22 protein-coding genes are annotated in these 20,854 nt (G+C 61.3%); 11 read left to right on the top strand and 11 right to left on the bottom strand.

What is annotated here, in order from left to right:
• Nucleotides 1-20: 20 nt before the first annotated feature.
• The 4 genes from dut to AACY25_RS08195 all read left to right on the top strand — a co-directional run bounded on the left by dut (nt 21) and on the right by AACY25_RS08195 (nt 4,775).
• Nucleotides 21-476: a dUTP diphosphatase gene (gene dut / locus AACY25_RS08180; protein WP_339523661.1), complete on the top strand. Its 456-nt coding sequence runs from the start codon at nt 21-23 to the stop codon at nt 474-476.
• A 1,256-nt stretch (nt 477-1,732) separates the two neighbouring features.
• Nucleotides 1,733-3,121 (top strand): phosphomannomutase/phosphoglucomutase, encoded by a 1,389-nt coding sequence (gene algC, locus AACY25_RS08185; protein ID WP_339523876.1) that lies wholly within the window; start codon nt 1,733-1,735, stop codon nt 3,119-3,121.
• Between the two features lie 30 nt (nt 3,122-3,151).
• Nucleotides 3,152-4,057 (top strand): acetylglutamate kinase, encoded by a 906-nt coding sequence (gene argB, locus AACY25_RS08190; protein WP_339523663.1) that lies wholly within the window; start codon nt 3,152-3,154, stop codon nt 4,055-4,057.
• A gap of 271 nt (nt 4,058-4,328) precedes the next feature.
• Complete coding sequence (locus tag AACY25_RS08195; protein ID WP_339523664.1) at nt 4,329-4,775, top strand: acyl-CoA thioesterase; 447 nt, start codon at nt 4,329-4,331, stop codon at nt 4,773-4,775.
• Between the two features lie 2 nt (nt 4,776-4,777).
• On the opposite strand, the gene AACY25_RS08200 is transcribed toward AACY25_RS08195, so the two are convergent.
• Nucleotides 4,778-5,371: a DUF4124 domain-containing protein gene (locus tag AACY25_RS08200; RefSeq protein WP_339523665.1), complete on the bottom strand. Its 594-nt coding sequence runs from the start codon at nt 5,369-5,371 to the stop codon at nt 4,778-4,780.
• A 22-nt stretch (nt 5,372-5,393) separates the two neighbouring features.
• Nucleotides 5,394-6,035 (bottom strand): orotate phosphoribosyltransferase, encoded by a 642-nt coding sequence (gene pyrE / locus AACY25_RS08205; RefSeq protein ID WP_305284982.1) that lies wholly within the window; start codon nt 6,033-6,035, stop codon nt 5,394-5,396.
• A gap of 93 nt (nt 6,036-6,128) precedes the next feature.
• Between pyrE and AACY25_RS08210 the strand changes: the two genes are divergently transcribed.
• Nucleotides 6,129-6,908, top strand: a complete 780-nt coding sequence (locus AACY25_RS08210; RefSeq protein ID WP_339523670.1) for an exodeoxyribonuclease III — start codon at nt 6,129-6,131, stop codon at nt 6,906-6,908.
• A 133-nt stretch (nt 6,909-7,041) separates the two neighbouring features.
• Here AACY25_RS08210 and AACY25_RS08215 read toward each other — a convergent pair whose 3' ends face one another.
• Nucleotides 7,042-7,413 carry a DUF4870 domain-containing protein gene (locus tag AACY25_RS08215; RefSeq protein ID WP_339523672.1) on the bottom strand — a complete coding sequence of 124 codons (372 nt, stop codon included), beginning with the start codon at nt 7,411-7,413 and terminating at the stop codon, nt 7,042-7,044.
• Between the two features lie 40 nt (nt 7,414-7,453).
• Nucleotides 7,454-8,176: a ribonuclease PH gene (gene rph / locus AACY25_RS08220; protein ID WP_090250558.1), complete on the bottom strand. Its 723-nt coding sequence runs from the start codon at nt 8,174-8,176 to the stop codon at nt 7,454-7,456.
• 142 nt (nt 8,177-8,318) lie between these two features.
• On the opposite strand from rph, the gene AACY25_RS08225 reads away from it, so the two are divergent.
• From AACY25_RS08225 to AACY25_RS08250, 6 genes are all read left to right on the top strand, one after another.
• Nucleotides 8,319-9,182, top strand: coding sequence for a YicC/YloC family endoribonuclease (locus AACY25_RS08225; RefSeq protein WP_339523673.1), 864 nt, complete (start codon nt 8,319-8,321; stop codon nt 9,180-9,182).
• 49 nt (nt 9,183-9,231) lie between these two features.
• Nucleotides 9,232-9,852 (top strand): guanylate kinase, encoded by a 621-nt coding sequence (gene gmk, locus AACY25_RS08230; protein WP_339523674.1) that lies wholly within the window; start codon nt 9,232-9,234, stop codon nt 9,850-9,852.
• 114 nt (nt 9,853-9,966) lie between these two features.
• A complete protein-coding gene (gene rpoZ / locus AACY25_RS08235; protein WP_090250565.1) occupies nt 9,967-10,230 on the top strand; it encodes a DNA-directed RNA polymerase subunit omega in 264 nt (87 codons plus the stop codon).
• Between the two features lie 60 nt (nt 10,231-10,290).
• The gene (spoT, locus tag AACY25_RS08240) at nt 10,291-12,399 is read left to right on the top strand and encodes a bifunctional GTP diphosphokinase/guanosine-3',5'-bis pyrophosphate 3'-pyrophosphohydrolase (protein WP_339523675.1); all 2,109 of its coding nucleotides are present in this window, start codon (nt 10,291-10,293) and stop codon (nt 12,397-12,399) included.
• 144 nt (nt 12,400-12,543) lie between these two features.
• Nucleotides 12,544-12,924: a RidA family protein gene (locus tag AACY25_RS08245; RefSeq protein ID WP_090250570.1), complete on the top strand. Its 381-nt coding sequence runs from the start codon at nt 12,544-12,546 to the stop codon at nt 12,922-12,924.
• Nucleotides 12,925-12,972: 48 nt separating this feature from the next.
• Nucleotides 12,973-13,707, top strand: coding sequence for a hypothetical protein (locus tag AACY25_RS08250; RefSeq protein WP_339523677.1), 735 nt, complete (start codon nt 12,973-12,975; stop codon nt 13,705-13,707).
• Between the two features lie 13 nt (nt 13,708-13,720).
• On the opposite strand, the gene AACY25_RS08255 is transcribed toward AACY25_RS08250, so the two are convergent.
• Genes AACY25_RS08255 through nuoI form a run of 7 tightly spaced genes read right to left on the bottom strand, consistent with a single transcriptional unit; the run spans nt 13,721 to nt 20,850 of the window.
• Nucleotides 13,721-14,572 carry an SDR family oxidoreductase gene (locus AACY25_RS08255; RefSeq protein ID WP_339523679.1) on the bottom strand — a complete coding sequence of 284 codons (852 nt, stop codon included), beginning with the start codon at nt 14,570-14,572 and terminating at the stop codon, nt 13,721-13,723.
• A gap of 30 nt (nt 14,573-14,602) precedes the next feature.
• Nucleotides 14,603-16,078 (bottom strand): NADH-quinone oxidoreductase subunit NuoN, encoded by a 1,476-nt coding sequence (gene nuoN, locus AACY25_RS08260; RefSeq protein WP_339523681.1) that lies wholly within the window; start codon nt 16,076-16,078, stop codon nt 14,603-14,605.
• Between the two features lie 7 nt (nt 16,079-16,085).
• On the bottom strand, nt 16,086-17,615 hold the full coding sequence (nuoM, locus tag AACY25_RS08265) for an NADH-quinone oxidoreductase subunit M (RefSeq protein WP_339523683.1): 1,530 nt from the start codon (nt 17,613-17,615) through the stop codon (nt 16,086-16,088).
• Nucleotides 17,616-17,630: 15 nt separating this feature from the next.
• A complete protein-coding gene (gene nuoL / locus AACY25_RS08270) occupies nt 17,631-19,481 on the bottom strand; it encodes an NADH-quinone oxidoreductase subunit L (protein ID WP_339523685.1) in 1,851 nt (616 codons plus the stop codon).
• Nucleotides 19,478-19,786 carry an NADH-quinone oxidoreductase subunit NuoK gene (gene nuoK / locus AACY25_RS08275; protein WP_090250586.1) on the bottom strand — a complete coding sequence of 103 codons (309 nt, stop codon included), beginning with the start codon at nt 19,784-19,786 and terminating at the stop codon, nt 19,478-19,480. Before nuoK ends, nuoL begins: the two co-directional genes overlap by 4 nt.
• Complete coding sequence (gene nuoJ / locus AACY25_RS08280; RefSeq protein WP_090250589.1) at nt 19,783-20,292, bottom strand: NADH-quinone oxidoreductase subunit J; 510 nt, start codon at nt 20,290-20,292, stop codon at nt 19,783-19,785. The genes nuoK and nuoJ overlap by 4 nt, the downstream gene beginning before the upstream one ends.
• A gap of 9 nt (nt 20,293-20,301) precedes the next feature.
• Nucleotides 20,302-20,850: an NADH-quinone oxidoreductase subunit NuoI gene (nuoI, locus tag AACY25_RS08285; protein WP_160086025.1), complete on the bottom strand. Its 549-nt coding sequence runs from the start codon at nt 20,848-20,850 to the stop codon at nt 20,302-20,304.
• Between the last annotated feature and the right edge of the window lie 4 nt (nt 20,851-20,854).

Consider the following 20,854-nt stretch of genomic DNA (forward strand, 5'->3'; position numbering starts at 1 on the left):
CACCGACTACAGAGCCTGATATGCACGCCTTACAAGCCAAGATCCTCGACCCGCGCCTGGGCAACGAATTCCCCCTGCCGCATTACGCCACGCCTGGCTCCGCCGGCCTCGACCTGCGCGCCATGCTGAAACAGGAACTGGTTCTTGAGCCCGGGCAAACCGTACTGATCCCCACCGGCCTATCGATCTATATCGGCGATCCTGGCCTGGCCGCGATGATCCTGCCGCGCTCAGGCCTGGGCCACAAACATGGCATCGTCCTCGGCAATCTCGTTGGCCTGATCGACTCGGATTACCAGGGCGAGTTGATGGTGTCCTGCTGGAACCGTGGTCAGAGCGCCTTCACCATCGCTATTGGCGAACGTATCGCCCAGCTGGTCCTGGTCCCGGTGGTGCAGGCGCATTTCGAACTGGTCGAACAGTTCGATGAGAGCCAGCGTGGCGCAGGCGGCTTCGGCCACTCCGGCAGCCATTGATTGCCTTAACCTAATTTCAGGATGAATTGCCGAGGAGACGCCGCATGAAACTCTTCCAGCGCACTGCCAAGGACGCTGACGCGCTAACACCTAGCGCCCAGCTGACCAGTGCCACAGCCGAAGCCAAAGCGGCCAAGAAAGGTCCCAACGCCCTGCTTCCAGGCGTGCTGGCGGCATTGGTCGGCATCATCCTGGCCGGCGCCCTACTCTGGTTTGGCCCACTTAACAGTGCCTACCAACAGCAACTGCAGCAACTGAGCCAAGCATGGGGTGGTGGCCAGGCGACGGTGTTGCAAAAAGCCCTGCAGCAACTGAGCGCCGACACCCAGGCAGCTGCGCGAAACCCGCAATTGCTGCAGGCGCTGCAAAGCCAGGACATCAACCAGATCCGCGGCGCCGAACGCAACCTCACTTACTGGCACGGGGTGGTTGATGCTCACCTCAACGCCCGTGGCCAGGCTGTACAGGACATGGGCCGCAGCGCGCCGATGAACTTCGCCGCACTGGACATGCTGCGCCGCGCAGAAAACGGCCAGACGCCGGCACCGGAAGCTTATAAGGTAGGCCAACGCTGGCTGGTCTATAGCGCCGCGCCATTGCGCCTGAGCGAAGGTGAGCCGCTACATGGCACCTTGCTGCTGGCCGTGGACCTTGAGCGGCTGCTCGCCAGCCTACCAGTGATGCCCGCTGAGATCGGCCAAATCCAGCTAATCCAGCAGTTCAACAACACCGCTGCCCAAGTACTCGCCCAGCGCGGCCAAGCCGAGGGCATCGCGCAAACATTCGGTACCGGCAACCCCAACTGGACGGTCAGCTTTACCCCCGGGCCGTCACTGACCAGCCCGGTTTTTTCGCCAATTTTGCTGGCCATCGCCGGCCTGCTGGCCCTGGCGGGTGCCATTGCCGGCCTCTACCTGCTGCACAGCAGCCTGCAGCGCCTTTTGCGCGCCGACGTGCTGCAGCTAGGACAAATGCTCAAGGAACTGTCCGCCGGCAAGGCCGTCAAAGCCTTCAGCTTGACTCTGCCGGCCTTGGATATCCTCGCGCAGAACCTCGCACGCATGCCGCGCCGCGCGACTGAACCTGCTGTCGCGCCAGCCGCCGGCACAGGTACAACCAACCCAGGACTCGCCGCCATGCAAAAGCCCACCAGCGCTATGGTTGACCCGCTATTCCAGGACACCGACATCCTCGATATCGATATTCTCGACGAAGACCAGGACCTGCTCGGTCTTGATGAACCAGAACCCGCACCCGTGCAGGCCAAAGCGCCCAAGCTGCCGGCAGATATCTTCCGCGCCTACGATATCCGTGGCGTCGTCGGCCGTACTCTGAATGCCGAAACCGCTTACTGGATCGGCCGCGCGATCGGCTCGCAAAGCCTGGCTCAGGGCGAACCGAATATCGCCGTCGGCCGTGATGGCCGCCTGTCCGGCCCAGAGCTGGCGCAGCAACTGATTCAGGGCCTGCTCGATTGCGGCTGTCACGTCAGCGACGTCGGCATGGTGCCGACACCCGTGGTGTATTACGCCGGGCATATCCTCACCGGCAAATCGGCGGTGATGCTCACCGGCAGCCATAACCCGGCGGATTACAACGGTTTCAAAATCGTTATCGCTGGCGACACCCTAGCCAACGAGCAGATTCAGGCACTGAAAGCACGCATCGACAACAACGACCTGGCCAGCGGTGTCGGCACCGTCGAACAGGTTGATGTCCTTGAGCGCTACTTCAAGCAAATTCGCGACGACATTGCCATGGCCAAGCCCATGCGCGTGGTGGTTGATTGCGGCAACGGCGTCGCCGGGGTTATCGCCCCGCAATTGATCGAGGCGCTGGGTTGCTCGGTGATTCCGCTGTACTGCGAAGTCGACGGCAACTTCCCCAATCATCACCCCGACCCTGGCAAACCGGAAAACCTGGCAGACATGATCGCCAAGGTGAAGAGCGAAAAAGCCGATATCGGCCTGGCCTTCGACGGCGACGGTGACCGCGTGGGCGTAGTAACCAATACCGGCATGATCGTCTACCCGGATCGCCTGCTGATGCTGTTCGCCAAGGACGTGGTATCGCGCAATCCTGGCGCCGACATCATCTTTGACGTCAAATGCACACGCCGCCTGACTCCACTGATCAGCGGTTATGGCGGCCGCCCGGTGATGTGGAAAACCGGTCATTCGCTGATCAAGAAGAAAATGAAAGAAACCGGCGCACTGCTGGCGGGCGAAATGAGCGGGCATATCTTCTTCAAGGAGCGCTGGTTCGGCTTCGACGACGGCATCTATGCCGCTGCGCGTTTGCTGGAAATCCTCAGCCAAGATCGCCGCGACGCCGACCACGTATTCAGCGCCTTCCCCAACGATGTCTCCACCCCGGAAATCAATATCCAGGTCACCGAGCAGAGCAAGTTCAGCATCATCGAACGCCTGCAGCGCGATGGCGTATGGGGTGAAGGCAATATCACCAACCTCGACGGCGTGCGTGTTGACTACCCGAGAGGCTGGGGCCTGGTGCGCGCCTCCAACACCACGCCCGTGCTGGTGCTGCGCTTCGAGGCGGAAACCGAACAGGAACTCGAACGGATCAAGGAAATTTTCCGCGCCCAGCTCTACAGCGCGGTGCCCGACCTTGACCTGCCGTTCTGATTGATTAGTGACTTTTAACTGGAGCCCTGCATGACCCTCGAACGCGATGCCGCCACCAATGTCGCCAAGGTACTGTCCGAAGCACTGCCGTATATCCGCCGGTTTGTCGGCAAGACCCTAGTGATCAAATACGGCGGCAACGCCATGGAAAGCGAAGAGCTCAAGCAAGGCTTCGCCCGCGACATCGTGCTGATGAAGGCGGTCGGCATCAACCCGGTCGTCGTCCACGGCGGCGGCCCGCAGATCGGTGATCTGCTCAAGCGTCTGTCTATCGAGAGTCACTTTATCGATGGCATGCGCGTGACCGACACCGCGACCATGGATGTGGTGGAAATGGTCTTGGGCGGCCAGGTCAACAAGAGCATCGTCAACCTGATAAACCAACACGGCGGCAGCGCCATCGGTCTGACCGGCAAAGACGCCGAACTGATCCGCGCAAAGAAGCTCACCGTAACCCGCCAGACACCCGAAATGACCCAGCCAGAAATCATCGATATTGGCCATGTCGGTGAAGTTACCGGGGTCAATACCGACCTGCTGAACATGCTGGTCAAGGGTGACTTTATCCCGGTGATTGCGCCGATTGGCGTTGGCCCACAAGGCGAGTCCTACAACATCAATGCCGACCTGGTGGCGGGCAAAGTGGCCGAGGCCCTGAAAGCCGAAAAACTGATGCTGCTGACCAATATTGCCGGCCTGATGGACAAGCAAGGCCAGGTGCTCACCGGGTTAACCACCGAGCAGGTCGATGGACTGATCGCTGATGGCACTATTTATGGCGGTATGCTGCCGAAGATCCGCTGCGCTCTGGAAGCCGTGCAAGGCGGCGTGACCAGCGCGCATATCATCGACGGCCGCGTACCGAACGCCGTGCTGCTGGAGATTTTCACCGACAGTGGTGTGGGTACCCTGATCTGCAACCGCAAACGGCACTGAGAACCGATTTACGATCTGCTGCGCGTCGGCCCTACTGCGTTAAAGGCTCGGAATGCTCACTTACACCAGTGAACTCCGCTTCCTCGCCTGTTTTTTCGCCTTGTAGGACTCTAGCTCGCGAGATCGTAAACAGATTCTAAACGGCCAGTAAGTAAATAAGTCGGCTAATCCTGGCTGATTCGCCCCCCTGCTGGCCTGCTGCAACCCTTGCAGCAAGCCGCCGCAACACCGAAGCTCAGTGATCCTGCACTGCCAGCCAGAGGTGTACCGCATGCCAACCGCGCCTTCCCGCGAGACTTTCAGCTTTTTCCATACTCTGCGCGTGCGCTGGGCCGAGGTCGATCCGCAGAGCATCGTGTTCAACGGTCACTACCTGACCTACGCCGATGTCGCCATCACCGAATACTTCCGCGCGCTGGGCGTTCGCTACCCGGAAGACCTGAGCCGCGAGGGCGGCGATTTCTTTGCGATCAAGACCGTGCTCGAGTACCTGGCACCGGCACGCTTCGATGATGAACTACAGATCGGTATTCGCGTCGCCCGCCTGGGCCGCTCCAGCCTGAGCTTTGCCATGGGCATCTGGTGCGGCGAGCAGGCGCTGACCGCCGGCGAAGTGATTTACGTGCACGCAGACAGCGCAAGCCGCCGCAGCAGTCCACTACCGGTGTGGTTGAGGGAGAACGTTATGGCCTTTGAACGCTGTGCGCCGCAGCACTAGCCTTACTGGTTGCGGCCCAACAGTTCCTTTAGCCGATCACGGTCGGCATTGAAGCTGCTGTCCGCCTCTTTGCGCGCGGCCTGATAACGCAGAATGTCGCCTTTGAGACGCGCCTGTTCGGCCTTCTGGTTATCGATCTGCGCCAGCAAATGCGCCGGCACTGCGCGCCCGGCACGCTCATGGTCGGCAGCCTGGCTCTGCAGATTGGACTGCTGCGTGCGCACCGACTGCAGGTTACCGCGTGCCACGCCGATCAAACCATCCAGCTCGGCCAGCTTGCGCTGGCGCGCACGCTCGACATCATCCGGCGTGCTGTATAGGCGCAGCAACTGCGCATCGCTGCTCGCGCGGGCCTTGTCGGCAAGAATTCGCTTCATCTCCTCAGGGCTGGGTGCAGGTGGAATCACCTTAATCACCCGCCCCTGGTCATTCAGCACTTCATAACCCTTACTGATGTGCTCCGGCGGCACGCCCTGACGGCTGAGCACCGTGGTGCCCTTATCATCGACATAACGGTACAACTCGGTCGCACCTGCCACAACCGGTAACAGTAGGCCAAGCAACAGCGAACAGCAGGTCAGGACAGTTTTATACACAACACAGCACCTTATCAGCAGGTTAGATTCCGTACTCAGCACGATAGGCTTGTACCGCAGGGAGATACTGCTTGAGTTCAGCATCCTCTGCCAGATATTCCAGTACCTGTTCGAGTGACACAATACTCACCACCGGCATGCCGTAGTCGCGCTCGACCTCCTGTATCGCTGAAAGCTCGCCCTTGCCACGCTCCTGACGGTTCAGCGCAATCAGCACGCCGGCCGCTTGTGCGCCCTGGGCCTGGATGATCTGCATCACTTCACGAATCGCCGTACCGGCGGTGATCACGTCATCGATGATCAGTACGCGCCCGGCCAGCGCGGCACCCACCAGCGTGCCACCTTCGCCGTGATCCTTGGCTTCCTTGCGGTTGAAACACCAGGGCATATCACGCTGATGGTGCTCAGCCAGCGCCACTGCGGTGGTCGCAGCCAGGGGAATACCCTTATAGGCCGGGCCGAACAGCACGTCAAAATCAATACCGCTGTCCACCACCGCAGCGGCGTAGAAACGCCCAAGCTGGGCCAGGGCCAAACCGCTGTCAAACAGCCCGGCATTGAAGAAATAAGGACTTATACGCCCGGATTTGAGGGTGAACTGACCGAAGCGCAGAACCCCACGCTCGATGGCAAAACGGATGAAATCACGTTGATACGCTTGCATTAAAAAGCCCCGGACAGCACGGATTTACTAGGTAATTTAGCTAATAGAGGTGAGCTCGGGTATCATACACGCACGTGATTTTGGGGGCCATTTATGCGGATCATCAGTGTGAACGTGAATGGTATTCATGCGGCAGTCGAGCGCGGTTTGCTCAGTTGGCTGCAAGCACAGAATGCCGACGTCATCTGCCTGCAGGACACCCGCGCCTCCGCCTTTGAACTGGACGACCAAGCCCTCCAACTGGACGGCTATTTCCTCTATGCCTGCGATGCAGAAGTGCCAAGCCAAGGTGGCGTGGCGCTGTATTCGCGGTTGCAACCCAAGGCGGTAATCAGCGGCCTCGGCTTTGAAATGGCCGACCGCTATGGGCGCTACCTGCAGGCCGATTTCGACAAAGTAAGTATTGCCACCATACTGATGCCTTCGGGGCAGCAGGGTGATGAAAGCTTGAATCAGAAATTCAAGTTTATGGACGATTTCACCCATTATTTGGACAAGCAGCGCCGCAAGCGCCGCGAGTACATCTATTGCGGCTCGTTCTATGTGGCGCATCAGAAACTCGACGTGAAGAACTGGCGTGACTGCCAGCAATCACCAGGCTTCCTCGCCCCGGAACGCGCCTGGTTGGATGAAGTGATTGGCACCATGGGCTATGTCGATGCACTGCGCGAAGTCAGTCGTGAGGGCGACCAGTTCAGCTGGTGGCCGGACAGCGAGCAGGCTGAGCTGCTCAACCTAGGTTATCGCTTCGACTATCAGCTGCTCACGCCGGGCATGCGCCGTAGCATCCGCAGCGCGCGCCTGCCGCGCCAGCCACGCTTCTCGCAGCACGCGCCGCTGATCGTTGATTACGACTGGATGCTCAGCGTATAGCCGATCAGCAGACAGTAAAAAGCCGGCTAAGCGCCGGCTTTTTATGATGTGCCATCCCTGGCCACCACCCTGCGGGCCGTCACGATGCGACGTTAAAAATCGCTCCCGGCGATTTTTTGCATCTGCGTAACGCTTATTTCACTATGCGCCAAGCAAAGGGATAACGATAAGCCTGACCTTCATTGGCCTTGATACCGGCAATGATGGTCAGCACCAGCGCCGCGATGCTGACCAGCACCAGCAGCGGGAAGCCCACAACAACGACCATCAGCAGGAAGCACAGCAGCGCAGCCAGGGCCACGCTGATCTGGAAGTTCAGCGCTTCTTTGCCTTGAGCATCGACGAACGGATCAAGGTCCTTCTTGATCTGCCAGACGATCAACGGCCCAAGCAGATTGCCAAAGGGAATCACCAGCCCGAGAAAGGCAGCGAAGTGGCAGAACATCGCCCATTGGCGGGCTTCAGGACCGGGAACCGGCTGTGGCGCTTGGGACTCGTCGCTCATGGTGCTTCTCCTTGCGTTACGAACCTGTAGTACAGCTCAATCAGTCAGCCAGCGCCGCTTGCTGCAGCTCGAACAGCTCAGTCATGCCTTTCTGCGCCAACGCCAGCATGGCGTTCAGCTCAGCCGGCTGGAATGGTGCGCCTTCGGCAGTGCCCTGCACTTCGATAAAGCCACCGGCGCTGGTCATCACCACATTGAGGTCGGTTTCGGCGGCGGAATCTTCCAGATAGTCCAGATCCAGCACCGGCTCGCCCTGATACATACCTACCGATACAGCAGCAATCATCTGCTTGAGCGGATCACCACCTTTCAGACCGCCACGTTTCTTGATCACTTTCAGCGCGTCGACCAGAGCCACCATGGCACCGGTGATGGACGCGGTGCGGGTGCCGCCGTCAGCCTGGATCACGTCGCAGTCGACGTACAGGGTGTTCTCGCCCAGCTTCGACATATCCAGCGCAGCGCGCAGCGAACGGCCGATCAGACGCTGGATTTCCAGGGTGCGGCCACCCTGCTTGCCACGGCTGGCTTCACGCTGATTACGGTCGCCAGTGGCGCGCGGCAGCATGCCGTACTCGGCGGTCAGCCAGCCCTGGCCCTGGCCCTTAAGAAAGCGCGGAACTCCCGACTCGACACTGACCGTGCAAATCACTTTGGTATCGCCAAATTCCACCAGTACCGAACCCTCGGCATGCTTGGTGTAGTTGCGGGTGATGCGAATCGAGCGCAACTGATCGGCGGCGCGGCCACTAGGACGTTTCATCTAGGAATTCCTGCTCTGAATAAAAAATCTGCTCGGCATTATAGGGCCGTAAGCCCGTAGCGGGTGTGCCGAATTGGGAGCGGCCGACGCACTGCGTTACAATCCTGCGCCTTTAGCTACGACTTTTCGCGAGGTTCGCCCCATGATCCACAGCATGACTGCCTTCGCCCGCGCCGAGCAGGCCGGTGCCAGCGGCACCCTGAGCTGGGAGCTGCGCTCGGTCAACCATCGCTACCTGGAACCTCACCTGCGCCTGCCGGAAAGTTTTCGTGACCTCGAAGGCGCGGTGCGCGAGGCGCTGCGCAACGGCCTGTCGCGCGGCAAAGTCGAATGCACCCTGCGATTTAGTGACGACAATGCCGGCAAGGCCCTGCAAGTCGACCTGGAGCGCGCCGCCCAACTGATTGCCGCCGCCGAAAGCGTGGCTGGCCTGATCAAGCAGCCCGCCGCCCTCAACCCGTTGGAAGTGCTCGGCTGGCCCGGTGTACTGGTGGCCGATAGCGCCGACCCGCAGGCACTCAATCAAAGCGCCCTGAGCCTGTTCAGCCAGGCGCTGAACGAGCTGAAGCAAAGCCGCGAACGCGAAGGCGCGGAACTGGCCAAGCTGCTCAATGAGCGCCTGGACAGTATCCTCGAACAAGTAGTCGCCCTGCTCGAACTGGTGCCGCAGATGCTCGCCGGGCAACGGCAGAAGATTCTCGACCGCTGCGCCGAGATGCAGACCGAGCTGGACCCGCAGCGCCTGGAGCAGGAGCTTGTTCTTCTTGCCCAGAAAAGCGATGTCGCCGAAGAGCTGGATCGCCTCAGCACCCACGTCAGCGAAGTACGGCGCGTGCTGAAAACCGGCGGCCAAGCAGGCCGGCGCCTGGACTTCCTCATGCAGGAGCTCAACCGCGAAGCCAACACCCTCGGCTCCAAGGCCTTCGACACCCGCAGCACCCAGGCGGCGGTAAACCTTAAAGTGCTGATCGAGCAGATGCGCGAACAAGTGCAGAACATCGAGTAAGGCAAACCGCTACTGCTACTCTTCGAACAACGCGTTCCAGGATTGATCCATGAGCATAACCACCGGCACTCTCTACATCATTTCCGCCCCGTCCGGCGCAGGCAAGACCAGCCTGGTCAAGGCGCTGATCGACAGCGAGGCGCAGATTCGCGTGTCCGTGTCGCACACCACCCGCGCCATGCGCCCGGGCGAAGTGGACGGAGTGAACTACCACTTCGCCAGCCGCGAGCAGTTTCACGCCATGCTCGACAAAACCGAGTTCCTTGAACACGCGGAAGTCTTCGGCAACCTCTATGGCACCTCGCAAGAGTGGGTCAAACAGACCCTCCGCGAAGGCTTCGACCTGATTCTCGAGATCGACTGGCAAGGGGCGCAGCAAGTACGTCGGCTAATGCCGGAAGCCAAATCGATCTTTATTCTGCCGCCGACCCAGGAAGCGCTGCGTCACCGCCTGACCAACCGCGGCCAGGACAGCGGCGAGATCATTGAGCGACGCATGCGTGAAGCCGTCAGCGAGATGAGCCACTACGTCGAATACGATTACTTGCTGATCAACGATGACTTCGCCCACGCCTTGAGCGACCTAAAGGCGATTTTCCGCGCCAATCAGCTGCTGCAAGGCCCGCAACAGCAACGCCACAGCGGCCTGCTCAGCGAGTTACTGGTCTGACTTATCGCGCGGCGGCAAATCAAAGCTTCCCTTAATGCTGGTGATTTTTTAGACTATCCAGTCCGCTCGCCCATTTGGGCCAAGCTCTATTACGCATTTGCTACGAGGAACACCATGGCCCGCGTTACCGTCGAAGATTGCCTGGATCACGTTGATAACCGCTTTGAGCTGGTCATGCTCGCCACCAAGCGCTCGCGCCAATTGGCTACCGGTGGCAAAGAGCCGAAGCTGGCTTGGGAAAATGACAAGCCTACCGTAGTCGCGCTGCGCGAAATCGCCGCTGGCCTGATGAGCTACGACGTCATCGCCCAAGACGATATCGTCGAAGAAGAACCACTGTTTGCTGCATTCGAGGAAGAGGCTAACGAGCCTCTGTAAGCCTATGCCGGGTCGACGTCGTCAGGCGCAGGGTCATCTGAATCGGCAAGGGGAACGCCCATGCCGAGCATAGACGCCCTCGCCGACAGACTTTCGACCTACCTCGACGGCGACCAGGTCAATCTGGTTCGCCGCGCTTATTTCTACGCCGAACAAGCCCACGACGGCCAACGCCGCCGCAGCGGCGAAGCCTACGTCACCCATCCCCTGGCGGTGGCGAGCATCCTGGCTGATATGCACATGGACCATCAGAGCCTGATGGCCGCGATGCTGCATGACGTGATCGAAGACACCGGTATCGCCAAAGAAGCTCTGGACGCGCAGTTCGGCGAATCCGTGGCGGAGCTGGTCGATGGGGTCAGCAAACTGACCCAGATGAACTTCGAAACCAAGGCCGAGGCCCAGGCCGAGAATTTCCAGAAAATGGCCATGGCCATGGCCCGCGATATCCGGGTGATTCTGGTCAAACTGGCCGACCGCCTGCACAACATGCGCACCCTGGAAGTGCTGTCCGGCGAAAAACGCCGACGCATCGCCAAGGAAACCCTGGAAATCTACGCACCGATTGCCAACCGCCTGGGCATGCATAGCATGCGCATCGAGTTCGAAGACCTGGGCTTCAAGGCCATGCATCCGATGCGCTCCGAGCGCATCCGCACAGCAGTCAAGCGTGCTCGGGGCAACCGCAAGGAAATCGTCAACAAGATCGAAGAGTCGATCACCCACTGCCTGGCCCGCGAAGGCATGGAAGGCGAGGTGATGGGCCGCGAGAAGCACCTCTACGGCATCTACCAGAAGATGCGCGGCAAGCGCCGAGCGTTCAACGAGATCATGGACGTCTACGCCTTCCGCATCGTCGTCGACAAGGTCGACACCTGTTACCGCGTGCTCGGTGCCGTGCATAACCTGTACAAGCCCCTGCCCGGCCGCTTCAAGGATTACATCGCGATCCCCAAGGCCAACGGCTACCAGTCGCTGCACACCACGCTGTTCGGCATGCACGGCGTACCGATCGAGATTCAGATCCGTACCCGTGAAATGGAAGAGCTGGCCAATAACGGCATTGCTGCGCACTGGCTGTACAAATCCAACGAGGAAGACCAGCCCAAAGGCAGCCACGCCCGCGCGCGGCAGTGGGTCAAGGGCGTGCTGGAGATGCAGCAACGCGCCGGCAACTCGCTGGAATTTATCGAGAGCGTGAAGATCGACCTGTTCCCCGACGAGGTCTACGTGTTCACGCCCAAGGGCCGCATCATGGAGCTGCCAAAAGGCTCCACGGCGGTCGACTTTGCCTACGCCGTGCACACCGACGTCGGCAACACCTGCATCGCCTGCCGCATCAACCGCCGTCTGGCGCCCCTGTCGCAAGCACTGGAAAGCGGCTCGACGGTAGAAATCGTCACCGCGCCTGGCGCGCGGCCGAATCCGGCCTGGCTGAGCTTCGTGGTTACCGGCAAGGCGCGCACGCATATTCGTCACGCGCTGAAACTGCAGCGCCGCTCGGAATCCATCAGCCTCGGCGAACGCCTGCTGAACAAGGTGCTCGCCGGTTTCGACAGCCGCGTCGACAAGCTCTCGCCCGAGCGGGTGCAGGCGGTGCTTGCCGAATACCATCAGGAGGTGATCGAAGACCTGCTGGAAGACATCGGCCTTGGCAACCGTATGGCCTATGTGGTGGCGCGCCGGCTGCTCAGCGAAGGCGGCGAAGAACTGTCGAACCCTGAGGGCCCGTTAGCGATCCGCGGCACAGAAGGTCTGGTGCTAAGTTACGCCAAGTGCTGCACACCAATTCCGGGCGACCCAATTGTCGGCCACCTGTCCGCCGGCAAAGGCATGGTGGTGCACCTGGACAGCTGCAAGAACATCGGCGAGATCCGGCACAACCCGGAAAAATGCATCCAGCTGTCCTGGGCCAAGGACGTTACCGGCGAGTTCAATGTCGAACTGCGCGTCGAGCTTGAGCACCAGCGCGGCCTGATCGCCCTGCTGGCCGGCAGTGTGAATGCCGCCGACGGCAATATCGAGAAAATCAGCATGGACGAGCGCGATGGTCGCATCAGTGTCGTGCAGCTGGTGGTCAGCGTGCATGACCGTGTGCACCTGGCGCGAGTGATCAAGAAGCTGCGCGCCCTGACCGGGGTAATCCGCATCACCCGCGCGCGCGCCTGATCCGCCAACTTCAAAATTGAACAGCGCAATCAGCCGCCAGCTGTACTTTGACAGCTGCTGTGGCTTCACCCAACCTAGGCAATCTAACTGGCAGCGCGCCCATGTGCGCTGCAGTGTTCCTCCATCAGCTTTACAGGAGTTCCCATGAGCAAGAGCGTTATCACCAGCGACAAGGCCCCAGCCGCAATCGGCACTTACTCCCAGGCGATCAAAGCGGGCAACACCGTGTACATGTCCGGGCAGATCCCGCTGGACCCGAAAACCATGGAGCTGGTGGAAGGCTTCGAAGCCCAGACCGTGCAGGTATTCGAGAACCTCAAGGCCGTGGCCGAAGCTGCTGGCGGTTCATTCAAGGACATCGTCAAGCTGAACATCTTCCTCACCGACCTGTCGCACTTCGCCAAGGTCAATGAAGTCATGGGCCGTTACTTCGAGCAGCCCTACCCGGCCCGTGCCGCCATCGGCGTAGCCGCCCTGCCACGCGGCTCGCAGGTGGAAATGGACGCTATTCTGGTTCTCGAATAAGTCCCGCAGCGGGGCCGCTGCCCCGCCCTTCCCCTTTGAGGACGCTCCATGCGCTGCCTGTCTGCTGCCCTATTCACCGGCGTCCTGCTCAGCGGTTGCGCCAGCACACCGCACGACCCCAGCGGCACCTGGATCAACCAGGCGGCCATTGAAGCGGCTGTCGAAGGCGGCAACCTGCGCGAAGCTCTGCTGGCCTACGGCCCCAACCTGGAATGGCAAATCGATAACCCGCGCCAGCTGGCCAGCTTCAGCAATGGGTTTGAACGCGGCGAAGGCAACTTCGAACGCCAGGCCGATGGCCAGCTGCGCGTGCAGTTCTACGGTGATTTTCAGGAAACCCTGAATCTCAGCGACGATGAGCTGGTCCAGGCGCAGAGCGATACCTGGCCGGAGCAGCGCTTTGTCCGCGCACCTGCCGCGCCGGGCCCGCTTGCGCCACCGGGAAGTAGCTTCGAGCAGGCGTTATACAGCGCTTACCTGGGCGGCACCTGGTTGATCGAGGAAGGCCTAGGCGAAGGCGGCCTGGTGCTGTTCCAGGCTGATGGCAGCCTGCAGGGCCTGCCAGGCGCCGAGCGTTATGCGCTGTGCCTCGCGGGTGACTGCGCGGCCATGAGCGGCGAGTTCGACAGCCTCTGGCTGCAACTGGGCGACCAGGGGCAAAGCTGGCTGTTCGAGCGTGAAGGCGAGCAGTTGCGCGTCTTTGAAGCGCTCAACCACTCACAGATCGATGAAATGCCCAGCTACTACAAAGGCCAGCAGCGCTGGCTGCTAGTCAAACGCTAGACCGATCCGAACGCTACAACTGCTGCAGAATCGCCCGATAACCCTCGCGATAGCTCGGGTACTGCGGCGTCCAGCCCAAGGCGCGGGCGCGGGCGTTGCTGCAACGCTTGCTACCTGAGCGGCGCACCGTCGACTGCTCGGACCAATGGCCGACATCCAGCTGCTCGCGCAACCAGGCCACCACCTCATGCAGCGGCGCAGGCTGATCGTCGACGCCGATATAGCAGTCATCCAGCGCCACCCCACTGGCATCGGCCTGCAGCAGATAGGCCAGTAGCCCCGCCGCGTCATCGACATGGATGCGGTTGCCGTATAGCGGCGGCTCGCTGACTACCCGATAACCCTGACGCACCTGCTTGAGCAACCACTCGCGGCCTGGGCCGTAGATGCCGGTAAGACGGACCAGGCTGGCGGGCAGCCCGCTATTCAAGGCAAGTTGCTCGGCCTCCCGCATGATCCGTCCAGAGTAGCTATCGGCTTCTGCGGGAGAGCTTTCATCCACCCATTCACCGAGCTGTTGGCCATACACGCCACTGCTGGAGACAAATAGCAGGCGCTTGGGCCGTTGGCCCTGTTGCGCCAGCCAACCCAGCACGCGGCGCAGGCCGTCAACATAGGCGGCGCGGTAGCCGGCCTCGTCATGGTCGGTGGCGGCCGCGCAATACACCAGGTAATCCAGCGGTTCGCTAGGCCAGGCGGCCGGGCAGGCATCGGCATGCAGATCACCGGCAACCGGGCGAATGCCCTGTGGCAACAGCGCCACACTGCGGCGCAGGCCGTACACCGTCCAGCCCGCAGCGTTCAGCTGCTGACCCAGACGGCTGCCAACATCACCACAGCCGGCAATCATCAGTGTCTTACTCATCGTTGCGTATTCCTTAGGGTCTGTTGCTTATCAGGGCAACAGTGCCACCAAGCTGGCCTGTTGCACCAGCTCAAGCAGCGGCTGCGGATACACACCGAGGAAAAACGCCAGCACGGCGACAAACAACAGCATCATGCCGCCAGCACGCTGCGCCCAATTGAACGGCGCATCGTGACGACGCAGGTTCGGCTCGACCATAAACAGCGTGACCATCACCCGCAGGTAATAGAACACGCCGATAGCGCTGCCGATTACCAACGCGGCGAGCAGCCACCACTGCTGCGATTGCACGCCCGCAGCGACCACGTAGAACTTGCCGATAAACCCAGCTGTCAGCGGAATGCCGGCCAGTGACAGCATCATCACGGTGAGCACCGCCGTCAGATACGGACGGCGCCAGAACAGACCACGGTATTCGTACAGGGCATCGGCATCACGGCCGTTGTAAGGCGTCGACATCAGGGTGATCACGCCGAACGCACCCAGGCTGGTCAGCACGTAGGTGGCCAGGTAAACGCCAACCGCCTCAACTGCTAAACCCTTGCTGGCGATCAGCGCCACCAGCAGATAACCGAAGTGGGCGATGGAGGAATAACCAAGCAGGCGCTTGAGGTTGTTCTGCAGCAGCGCCAGCAAGTTGCCGAAGATGATCGAGGCGATGGCGATCAGCGTCAGCAGGTCATTCAACCAGCCGCCTGCTGTAGCAGGCGACATCTGATACAGACGCAGCAGCACGGCAAATACCGCGACCTTGCTGGCCGTGGCGAGGAAGGCTGCCACCGGAGCCGGCGCGCCCTCGTAAACGTCAGGCGTCCACAAATGGAACGGCACCAGCGACAGCTTGAAGGACAGACCGATCAGCATCATGCCCACGCCCAACTGCGCGAGCATGCTCGGCAGGCCGTCAGCGGCCAGTTTGGCGCCGATACCGGCGAAGGTCAGGTTGCCCGACTCGGCGTACAGCAGCGCCATGCCGAACAGCAGAAACGCAGAGCCTGCGGCGGACAGCACCATGTACTTGATACCGGCTTCCAGCGAACGCTTGTTGAAGAAGGCGTAAGCGATCATGCCGTAGGTCGGCACCGAGAGCAGTTCCAGGCCGATAAACAGGCCCGCCAGATGCTGCGCGCTCACCAGTACCAGACCGCCAGCGGCGGACAGCAGCATCAGCAGGTACAGCTCTTCGCGGTTGCCCGGGTAACCCTTGCCGGACTCGCCGCCCAGGTAGGCGTGGGTCAGGGTCACACAAGCCAGTGTCGCAGCCAGCACCAGGGCCATGTAGTAGCAGGCGAATTTATCCACCAACAGCAGCGGCGTGACCTCGATGGGCGTTACGCCCAGGGCCGGCAACAGTGACAGCAGCGCCAGGTTGAGGCCCAGCACCGAGAGGCCGAAGGTCAGCGTGTGGTTGCGCTTCCAGGCGATGGCCAGCATCACCAGCACCACCGTGGCACTGGTGATCAGCAGCGGCAGCAGCGCGATAAAGTGTTGAGTCGTGAATTCCATACGCTACTTACCGGGCCGGAACAGGTTGATTGAGGGCACTACCCAGCCACTGCTGCACGCCTTGCATGCTGGCGGCGGAGGTGTCGAGCACCGGCTGCGGGTAAACACCGAGCAGGATCAGCAGCACAGCGAGGCCGAGCACCATGCTCAGTTCACGCAGCTGCAGGCCAGGCAAGGCAGTGTCCGCCTTAGCCGGGCCGAAGTAGGCGCGGTGAATCATGATCAGCGAGTAGACCGAGCCGAACACCAGACCAGTAGCAGCCACCACGGTGACCCATGGCGCGCTCTGGAAGCTGCCGACCAGAATCAGGAACTCGCCGACGAAGTTGCCAGTGCCCGGCAGGCCCAGCGCTGCGGCAGCAAAAAACAGGCTAAGCGCTGGCAGCCAGGGCATACGCGCCCAGATACCGCCCATCTCGCGCATGTCGCGGGTGTGCAGGCGCTCGTAGAGCTGGCCGCAGAGGATAAACAGCGCCGCAGCGGACAGACCGTGGGCGAGCATCTGCACCACCGCGCCCTGCAGGGCGATCTCGCTGGCCGAGTAGATGGCGATCAGCACAAAGCCCATGTGCGACACGCTGGAGTAAGCCACCAGGCGCTTGATATCGGTCTGCGCGAACGACAGCAGCGCGCCGTAGATGATGGCAAACACGCCAAGCCACTGGGCAATCGGCGCAAACTCCGCCGAAGCGTTGGGGAACAGCGGCAGGGCAAAACGCATCAGGCCATAGGCGGCAGTTTTCAGCAGGATACCGGCCAGGTCCACCGAGCCGGCGGTCGGTGCCTGGGCGTGGGCGTCCGGCAGCCAGGAGTGGAACGGCACCACCGGAAACTTCACCGCGAAGGCGATAAAGAAGCCGAGCATCAGGATGTACTCGGTGCCGGCCGCCATCTTGGTGTTGAGCAGATCGGCGTAGTTGAAGGTCAGCACACCGGTCTGGTCGAAGTGCACAAACACCAGGCCGAGAATCGCCAGCAGCATGATCAGGCCGCTGGCCTGGGTGAAGATAAAGAACTTGGTGGCGGCGGTGATGCGCGTCTTGCCGTCGCTGCCGCTATGCCCCCAGAGCGCGATGAGGAAATACATCGGCACCAGCATCATTTCCCAGAAGAAGAAGAACAGGAACAGGTCGGCGGCAAGGAACACGCCGACCACGCCGCCGAGAATCCACATCAGGTTGAGGTGGAAGAAGCCGACGCGGTTCTGGATCTCGTTCCACGAGCACAGTACCGAGAGCACACCGAGCAGGCCGGTGAGGCTGATCATCAGCACCGACAGGCCATCCAGCGCCAGGTGCACGCTGATGCCGAAACGCTCGATCCACGGCACCTGGAACTCGGCCGCCCACTGCGGCGCAGCGCCAGGCGCAGGCGCCAGGCTGAAGTCGCCAGTGGCCCACAGCCACAGGCCCAGACCGAACAGCAGGGCCATGGTCAGTAGGGCGATCCAGCGCGGCAGGGTGCTGCCGAAGCGCTCGAACTGCCAGCACAGCAGGCCGCCGATAAAGGGGATCAGGATTAGCCAGGGCAGAATCATGACGGGCTATTTTCCTTAATTCAGAAACAGGAGAACGGCGAGCACCAGCACGGCACCCCCGGCTATCGATGTGGCGTACCAGCGCACCTGGCCGGTCTCGCTGCTGGCCAGCAAGGCGTTGCCGCCTCGCGCCAGACGCGGAATCAGGCCAATGCTGCGATCGATCGGGTCATGCCCGAGCAGGCGGCAGACCAGCAGATACGGCTGCACAAACAGCTTGTCGTAGAGCCAGTCGAAGCCCCAGGCCGCGAACCACCAGGCCGAGAGGAAACGCCCCGGTGCACTCTGCGCCACCGCCGTGGCGAAGCTGCGCTTGCCGAGAAACAGCAGCGCGGCCAGAACGATGCCAATGATCGCAATGGCCCCAGAAGCGATTTCCAGGCTGTGCTTGGCGTCACCGCCGGCATGGCCGACGCTCTGCGGCAATACGCCCGCCAGTGGCGGGCTGATCAGCGCGCCAATAAAAGTCGACAGCACGATCAACACACTCAGCGGCAGCCAGTGAGCGACGCCATGACCGGCATGGGCCTCGGTCTGCTGCTCGCCGTGGAAGGCGATAAAGATCAGGCGGAAGGTATACAGCGAGGTCAGGAAGGCACCGACCAGGCCGGCGTACAGCAGCCACTGGTGGCCACTGGCAAAGGCTTCCCAGAGGATTTCGTCCTTGGAGTAGAAGCCAGCGGTGATCAGCGGCAACGCCGCCAGCGCTGCGCCGCCGACGATAAAGCTGGCGTACGCCAACGGCAGTTTCTTCCACAGCCCGCCCATCTTGAAGATGTTCTGCTCATGGTGGCAGGCGTTGATCACCGCACCGGAGGCGAGGAACAGCAGGGCCTTGAAGAAGGCGTGGGTCATCAGGTGGAAGATCGCCGCGTCCCAGGCGCCAACGCCCAAAGCGAGGAACATGTAGCCGATCTGGCTCATGGTCGAGTAGGCGAGGATGCGTTTGATGTCGGTCTGCACCAGCGCGGCAAAGCCGGCCAGCACCAGGGTCACGCCGCCGACGATGCCGACCAGCTCGAGAATCTCCGGGGTCAGCAGGAACAGGCCGTGGGTCCTCGCGATCAGGTAAACGCCGGCGGTAACCATGGTCGCGGCGTGGATCAACGCAGAAACCGGGGTCGGGCCGGCCATGGCGTCGGCAAGCCAGGTTTGCAGCGGCAGCTGCGCGGATTTACCCACCGCGCCGCCGAGCAGCATCAGCGTGGCGATCCACAGCCAGCTATCGCCTTCCACGTACTTCTGCGGCGCCAGCACCATCAGCTCCTGAATATTCAGGGTGCCCAGGTGGAGGAACAGGATAAACAGGCCGATGGCCATAAACACGTCGCCGATACGGGTGACGATAAAGGCCTTGAGCGCCGCGTTGCCGTTGGCGGTGTGCTTGAAGTAGAAGCCGATCAGCAGGTAGGAGCACAGCCCCACGCCTTCCCAGCCGAAGTACAACACCAGCAGGTTATCGCCGAGCACCAGCAGCAGCATGCTGAAGATAAACAGGTTGGTGTAGGCGAAGAAGCGCGAGTAGCCCTCTTCACCGCGCATGTACCAGCTGGCGAACAGGTGGATCAGGAAACCCACCCCGGTAACCACGCCAAGCATGGTCAGCGACAGACCATCCAGGTACAGGGTGAAGCTTGGCGCAAAACCGGCCACGCTCATCCACTGCCACAGCACCTGGGTAAACACGCCGTTTTCCGGCGGATTGAGGTTGAACTGCACGATCACCCAGGCCGCCGTCAGCGCGGACAAGCCCACCGAACCAACGCCGATCAGCGCAGACAGACTTTCGGAGAAACGCCCGCGCGAGAAGGCCAGGAGAAACCAGCCCAGCAGCGGAAATACACAGGTCAGGAATAGAAGATTCATCCGCGCATCTCGCTGGCAGCGTCGACATCGAGGGTGTTGAAGCGGCGATACAGCTGCAACAGGATCGCCAGGCCAATACTGGCTTCGGCGGCGGCCAGAGTGATCACCAGGATAAACATCACCTGGCCGTCAGGCTGGGCCCAACGGCTGCCCGCCACCACAAAGGCCAGGGCGGTGGCATTCATCATCACTTCCAGGCTCATCAGCACAAACAGGATATTGCGCCGCACCATCAGGCCAATAAGGCCGAGGCTAAATAGCACGCCGGCCAGCGCCAGGCCGTGCTCCAGGGGAATCGCATTCATGCCGTGGGCTCCTTGGCATCGTGACGGCCGAGGTGATAGGCCGCGACCAGCGCAGCGAGCAGCAGCATCGAAGCCAGCTCCACCGCCAGCAGGTAAGGCCCGTACAGGGCGATACCGACCGCTTTGGCATCAATAGTCTGCAAACCGAGGGCCGCGCCACTGGGCGACTGGAACAGCACATAGAGCAATTGCCCCAGCAACAACGCCGAGAGAATCGCCGGGCCGGTCCAGATGCCCGGCGTCAGCCACTGGCGCTCCTGCTCGACCGCCGCCGGGCCGAGGTTGAGCATCATCACCACAAAGACGAACAGCACCATGATCGCGCCGGCGTAGACGATGATTTCCAGCGCGCCGGCAAAGGGCGCGCCGAGGGCGAAGAAGGTCATCGCCACGGCCAGCAGCGAGAGAATCAGATACAGCAGGGCATGCACCGGATTACTCGCGGTGATCACCCTGAATGTGGCCGCCACGGCAACGCCGGCGGCGAGGTAGAAAGCGAATTCCATGTCCCCTCCTTAGGGCAAAAGGCCTTTGACGTTGATCGGTTCGGCTTCATTCTGCGCCGCGCCTTTCGGCTTGCCGGCAATGGCCATACCGGCGACGCGGTAGAAGTTGTAGTCCGGGTTCTTGCCCGGACCGCTGATCAGCAGGTCTTCTTTCTCGTACACCAGGTCCTGGCGCTTGAACTCGCCCATCTCGAAATCCGGAGTGAGTTGGATCGCCGTGGTCGGGCAGGCTTCTTCGCACAGGCCGCAGAAGATGCAGCGCGAGAAGTTGATGCGGAAGAAATCCGGGTACCAGCGGCCATCCGGGGTTTCCGCCTTCTGCAGCGAGATGCAGCCCACCGGGCAGGCCACCGCACACAGGTTGCAGGCCACGCAGCGCTCTTCGCCGTCGGGGTCGCGGGTCAGCACGATGCGGCCACGGTAACGCGGCGGCAGGTAAACGGCTTCTTCCGGGTACTGCAGGGTGTCGCGCTTGCGAAAACCATGGCTGAACACCATGACCATGCTGCGCAGTTGGGTGTAGGTGCCGTGCACCACATCCCGTATGTATTTAAACATTCTG

The sequence above is a fragment of the Pseudomonas sp. EA_35y_Pfl2_R111 genome, assembly GCF_963970955.1.
In the GTDB taxonomy this organism is placed as follows: Bacteria; Pseudomonadota; Gammaproteobacteria; order Pseudomonadales; family Pseudomonadaceae; genus Aquipseudomonas.

Coding starts and splice junctions, on each gene's coding strand:
- AACY25_RS08210 (WP_339523670.1), top strand. CDS start 6,129: ATGCGGATCATCAGTGTGAACGTGAATGGTATTCATGCGGCAGTCGAG.
- AACY25_RS08195 (WP_339523664.1), top strand. CDS start 4,329: ATGCCAACCGCGCCTTCCCGCGAGACTTTCAGCTTTTTCCATACTCTG.
- nuoJ (WP_090250589.1), bottom strand. CDS start 20,292: ATGGAATTCGCTTTCTACCTCGCCGCCGGCGTTGCCGTGGCGGCCACA.
- gmk (WP_339523674.1), top strand. CDS start 9,232: ATGAGCATAACCACCGGCACTCTCTACATCATTTCCGCCCCGTCCGGC.
- dut (WP_339523661.1), top strand. CDS start 21: ATGCACGCCTTACAAGCCAAGATCCTCGACCCGCGCCTGGGCAACGAA.
- AACY25_RS08215 (WP_339523672.1), bottom strand. CDS start 7,413: ATGAGCGACGAGTCCCAAGCGCCACAGCCGGTTCCCGGTCCTGAAGCC.
- AACY25_RS08245 (WP_090250570.1), top strand. CDS start 12,544: ATGAGCAAGAGCGTTATCACCAGCGACAAGGCCCCAGCCGCAATCGGC.
- AACY25_RS08225 (WP_339523673.1), top strand. CDS start 8,319: ATGATCCACAGCATGACTGCCTTCGCCCGCGCCGAGCAGGCCGGTGCC.
- argB (WP_339523663.1), top strand. CDS start 3,152: ATGACCCTCGAACGCGATGCCGCCACCAATGTCGCCAAGGTACTGTCC.
- nuoM (WP_339523683.1), bottom strand. CDS start 17,615: ATGATTCTGCCCTGGCTAATCCTGATCCCCTTTATCGGCGGCCTGCTG.
- pyrE (WP_305284982.1), bottom strand. CDS start 6,035: ATGCAAGCGTATCAACGTGATTTCATCCGTTTTGCCATCGAGCGTGGG.
- rph (WP_090250558.1), bottom strand. CDS start 8,176: ATGAAACGTCCTAGTGGCCGCGCCGCCGATCAGTTGCGCTCGATTCGC.
- nuoL (WP_339523685.1), bottom strand. CDS start 19,481: ATGAATCTTCTATTCCTGACCTGTGTATTTCCGCTGCTGGGCTGGTTT.
- nuoN (WP_339523681.1), bottom strand. CDS start 16,078: ATGGAATTCACGACTCAACACTTTATCGCGCTGCTGCCGCTGCTGATC.
- spoT (WP_339523675.1), top strand. CDS start 10,291: ATGCCGAGCATAGACGCCCTCGCCGACAGACTTTCGACCTACCTCGAC.
- AACY25_RS08255 (WP_339523679.1), bottom strand. CDS start 14,572: ATGAGTAAGACACTGATGATTGCCGGCTGTGGTGATGTTGGCAGCCGT.
- AACY25_RS08250 (WP_339523677.1), top strand. CDS start 12,973: ATGCGCTGCCTGTCTGCTGCCCTATTCACCGGCGTCCTGCTCAGCGGT.
- rpoZ (WP_090250565.1), top strand. CDS start 9,967: ATGGCCCGCGTTACCGTCGAAGATTGCCTGGATCACGTTGATAACCGC.
- nuoK (WP_090250586.1), bottom strand. CDS start 19,786: ATGAATGCGATTCCCCTGGAGCACGGCCTGGCGCTGGCCGGCGTGCTA.
- nuoI (WP_160086025.1), bottom strand. CDS start 20,850: ATGTTTAAATACATACGGGATGTGGTGCACGGCACCTACACCCAACTG.